Origin of the sequence: Citrobacter sp. wls710 (assembly GCF_005281115.1) — a bacterium.
GTDB classification, from domain to species: Bacteria; Pseudomonadota; Gammaproteobacteria; order Enterobacterales; family Enterobacteriaceae; genus Citrobacter; species Citrobacter werkmanii.
In genome coordinates, this window is the sequence record NZ_SZXD01000066.1 from 1 (window position 1) to 3,993 (window position 3,993).

Annotated in this window: 5 protein-coding genes and 1 pseudogene; all 6 read right to left on the reverse strand. The window is 39.5% G+C overall.

Annotation, left to right across the window (positions count from 1 at the left end; translation table 11 throughout):
• Positions 1 to 298, reverse strand: a pseudogene (locus FDX14_RS24265) (contractile injection system protein, VgrG/Pvc8 family); the annotation flags it as partial.
• A gap of 409 nt (positions 299 to 707) precedes the next feature.
• Positions 708 to 992 (reverse strand): type VI secretion system PAAR protein, encoded by a 285-nt coding sequence (locus tag FDX14_RS24270; RefSeq protein WP_042309760.1) that lies wholly within the window; start codon positions 990 to 992, stop codon positions 708 to 710.
• 82 nt (positions 993 to 1,074) lie between these two features.
• Positions 1,075 to 1,464, reverse strand: a complete 390-nt coding sequence (locus FDX14_RS24275) for a hypothetical protein (protein ID WP_137350403.1) — start codon at positions 1,462 to 1,464, stop codon at positions 1,075 to 1,077.
• 113 nt (positions 1,465 to 1,577) lie between these two features.
• Positions 1,578 to 1,952, reverse strand: coding sequence for a hypothetical protein (locus FDX14_RS24280; protein WP_137350404.1), 375 nt, complete (start codon positions 1,950 to 1,952; stop codon positions 1,578 to 1,580).
• A gap of 20 nt (positions 1,953 to 1,972) precedes the next feature.
• The gene (locus tag FDX14_RS24285) at positions 1,973 to 3,301 is read right to left on the reverse strand and encodes a hypothetical protein (protein WP_052511191.1); all 1,329 of its coding nucleotides are present in this window, start codon (positions 3,299 to 3,301) and stop codon (positions 1,973 to 1,975) included.
• 35 nt (positions 3,302 to 3,336) lie between these two features.
• A partial coding sequence (locus tag FDX14_RS25265; protein ID WP_170973619.1) for a bacteriophage T4 gp5 trimerization domain-containing protein occupies positions 3,337 to 3,993 on the reverse strand: 657 nt, incomplete at its 5' end.

The window sequence follows — 3,993 nt, forward strand, 5'->3', positions numbered from 1 at the left end:
AACGGCCCGGATAATCAAAAATCTCATACTGCGCCCACTGACCGTTCAGATTATCCGCTTCCTGCTCATAATATCCGGGCCAGTCGGGGACTTTGAACGTGTAATCCTGGCTCGTCACGGAAGAGGGGCTGACGGTGGCCTCGTAACGGAACTGGCTGATGCACTCCGTGGTGACTTCCGTGGTTGTGTTCGGATTGAACGCTATGGAGGCCGGAAGCCGGGACAGTCCGGCGACGTTATCGCAGAGCGTCATTTTCTGGTCGGCTCCCTCCGGGGAGAACCGGTCAAAAAAGAAAATAATAAGAGGTTATAAAATGTGTTCCTGGGGCCAGATTTTCACAATAATTTCTTGCGTCAAATATTTCCTTGGATATCATTCTCCCCAGAATAGTTGCATCATTAATTAGACTATCTATGTTGCTATAATTTTCTAAGGTATAATCATTAGCGGTTAAATTTTGATGAAAAGTAAAGTGTTTTACGATCTGATTCCCTGTAAATAGTCCCGGAAAGTTTGCCATGATAATGCCATGAATAACTTTGTTATAAATTGATGTTATAGCGGATTGTGGTACTTCAAAACAAGATTCAAAAAATACATTATAGTTTTCTTCTGGATCTTTGGTACCAATTTTATATGTAGAAATATTTTTCTAGAAAGTATTCGGTCTTATTTATTTCTGTGAGATTAGATATATATTTCCATGTCAGCCAATATTGACTGAACTATTACCGATTATTACACCACCACAGTCAACCGCATCCCCCGTTCTGGCGGCAGGCAAACCATCGATAAAGACGCTTTCTGACCCTCCAGCAATTTTTCGAGGGTGAGGGGGATGTTTTGGTTTAGCATGAGGGGCTAGTGGATCCCCCTGACGAGCTGCTGGTGATCCGTCAATAAATACAGTTGATGAGCCTGCGATGATCACAGTTTCGTAATAACCGTCATGCTGAGTACCTTTATCGCTGAGCTTGGCTGCTGCGGGCATATTTTTTCCTGAGTTTGATTGAGGAGCGACGGATTCTTGATTAAAATGAATCTGCGTCTTACTACATGGGATTGGTAAAATACTACTCGACTTTGATGATATAATTTTGGTCAACGTGGACAGTGTGACTTAGTATCGCCCCTAGCCCCCCACCTCCAGCCATAGGACCTTCTCCATATAAATTGACTGAAATAGGATTAGTGGTTTTGGGAATGCCATGAATAATCACTGAAGCGCAAAAAGTTGCATGTCCTGCTGGGTCTTTATATTCTGCTATAAGTCCTGAATTGACAGGTTCTATTGATATATACATACTTTCACAAAAGACACTTTGTCCTGGAGGTAAAGTTATCTTAGTGCTATACAATTCACCAACTTTTGCTGTTGGTAATGTTTCAGGAAGAAATTTATCTTTTGATGAACAGCAGCCCGTAATAAAAAATATAAAGCAAAGCATGATTGTTCTTTGCATAATCATTTCTTTAGGTTAACTATATTGATACTAAGATTTTCAAATCGGCCTAAATATTGTTTACTAAATCTGATAAAAATTATAAATCAGTATTGTGTTCAGCAACCTCAAAGTTACTTCACCTCAATAATATATTTTTGATTAACAATAGAACTATGTGCTGGCCCTCCCCCAGTGACTGTAATTATGATTTTTTTGTTTGTTTTAGGCGTGCCTTGAATATCAATTGTCCTGCAAAAAAAACTTCTCTTATTTTCATTTGAATGAAAATATTCTATAGTTGAACTAATTCCTGAATTTACAGGCTCTATACGTGCGTATAAGCTGTGACAATATACGGCTTCCCCTGGCGGTAATTCTATTCGCACAAAGTATGGCTTGTTAAACTGCGCTATCGGTAACTCATGAGGTATGAATTTTGTTTCTGATGAGCACCCAGAAATAAATAATGAGAAAAAAAATAAAAATTGACTGGGTATAATTTTCATTAAACTATGTCCTTCGTTAATTATATGATGTGATCATATATTATACCACCATAGAAACAACCAAGGAAATCTTTTAGAGTAGCGGGGCTACGGTTTCGCTCGTGCCGAAAATTTGTTATTGTTTGTTTTTCACCCCAAGAGAAACATTCAAATATTATTTCCTCAGATAATATGGAGTTTGTTAATGTCATATTATCTGTAATAATTCCACTGTTAACTAATTGCAACGGTTTTGTTCCTACTATCCAGTGGTTGGCAGTAAGAGTTTGACAAGAACTTCCTAGCAATGAAGCGTTAATAAGAATTGGAACATGTTTGTCTTTAGCAAGATAATTATTTAATACTGATATTTCGTGAAGTTTATCATAATTATCTTTGTAACTATGATTTACTTGTCCATGTGAAGAGGAATTTTGAGATGATCTAGTAATAAATTTGAAATCAAATCTTTTAAACCATTGTTTTATAGTCGATTCATCAGTTATACCAGAAAATTGATCATCAGGAGAATCATAACTCTTAAATATATTTTCCGAATCTCGCAAACTAGCTAAAGTGAGCCAGTCTATAGGAGAAACTTGAGGAGTATTATTCTGATAGAAAAACGCTTTTGGATGGCGACACCCTTCACTGGGTTTAATACTCCAGTCTCTTAAACATGTCTCCCCGCGATTCCATAAATCCAGTGCAATCTGGCGGTATAAATCAGGTCTATCCTGCTGTAAACAGTAAAAGACTGCTGCGGCACCACACAAACTACTCTCTCCTTGATCCGGGTAAGTGGCTGTACTCTGTAATACATTTCTTGTAACATTACTTTGTTGTCCTTGAGCCAATGAAACACCTAGTGCAGGTAATCGTTTCTGGATCGATGCTGTAATGATTTCAAATGTAAATGGATCCAGTGGGTCATTCTGTGGATGTTCTGGTGCTTCAAATATTCGTGTTTTTTTTGAAATGCAGTTCATAAACTGATTTATTTGATCGCCATTTTTTTTCTGTGTGCTAGCCGATGTTTCATAATATTCAATATAACTTTGCTGAACTTCCTGCGTTGTTTCAAAGCAATAAATACAGGTTCCTTTAATCCCTGTCAGTGGTTGTGCACCTTTCCCGTTGTCTTTATATAATTGCAGCTCCAATATATAGAGAGCCTTAGCTTCTTCATCTGTTAAATCTACACTCTGATGTTCCTGAGTAAGATAGTCTGACTGGAAAACAGTTATTGGTGTAAGTGACAGAGCATCTTGTTTTTGACCATTGTGATAACGATATACCTGCATCGTATAGCTTAATTTCTCACATTCTGCATTAGACTTTATTTTCGTTTGAATGTTGTAAATCGCCATAAAATCAGATTTCCTTATGCTGGTTATTAAATGTATTAATTCATTATCAGGTGTACGTCGATTTTTTCTTCTTTCTCACGAATAAATACTTCCGTTTTCCCATCTGCATCCGTTATTCCTTCAGTTTTTACACCATTAATAAAAAATGCGACATACTTCATGTTTGCGTAAGGGATTCCATCATCATCTGTAAACTGAAATTGCTGGTTATATTCCCCCAGTTCTGTTACAGACATCGGCTGTATCACATCTCCCGGATTTCCCCCACCGTTCAGGTTTATCTTCGGCCCGACGATATCCACACCGCCAGCATGTATAACCACGAACGAACCGCCCACTTTCAGGCTTATCTGGCTACCGCTCTCCAGTACGATATCCCCCTGTACCTTTATCCCCAGCGCCCCGCTTATCTTCTGCGCCAGATCTCCCTTCACCTCCAAGCTCTTTGTGCCTTTCACTAAGCTGATATGGTCTCCCGTTGTCGTGTGCTCTTGTTTCCCCGTCACTGCCACCCTGCGGTCATGACTAACCACGAGCGTCTCATCATTGCCCACTCTTTCACGTCGGTCATGTGTTACCTCCACCCTCTGGTCGTTCTTCACCGTCGCTGTATCATCGTGACCCACAGTCACTTGGCGGTCATTACCCACCGAGCTGGTCTGGTCATGCGCCACGGTGGTTTTCTGATCGTG

Bases quoted from the DNA above. Each gene is read 5' to 3' on its own strand.
- FDX14_RS24275 (WP_137350403.1), bottom strand. From the start codon at position 1,464: ATGCAAAGAACAATCATGCTTTGCTTTATATTTTTTATTACGGGCTGC.
- FDX14_RS24270 (WP_042309760.1), bottom strand. From the start codon at position 992: ATGCCCGCAGCAGCCAAGCTCAGCGATAAAGGTACTCAGCATGACGGT.
- FDX14_RS24285 (WP_052511191.1), bottom strand. From the start codon at position 3,301: ATGGCGATTTACAACATTCAAACGAAAATAAAGTCTAATGCAGAATGT.
- FDX14_RS24280 (WP_137350404.1), bottom strand. From the start codon at position 1,952: ATGAAAATTATACCCAGTCAATTTTTATTTTTTTTCTCATTATTTATT.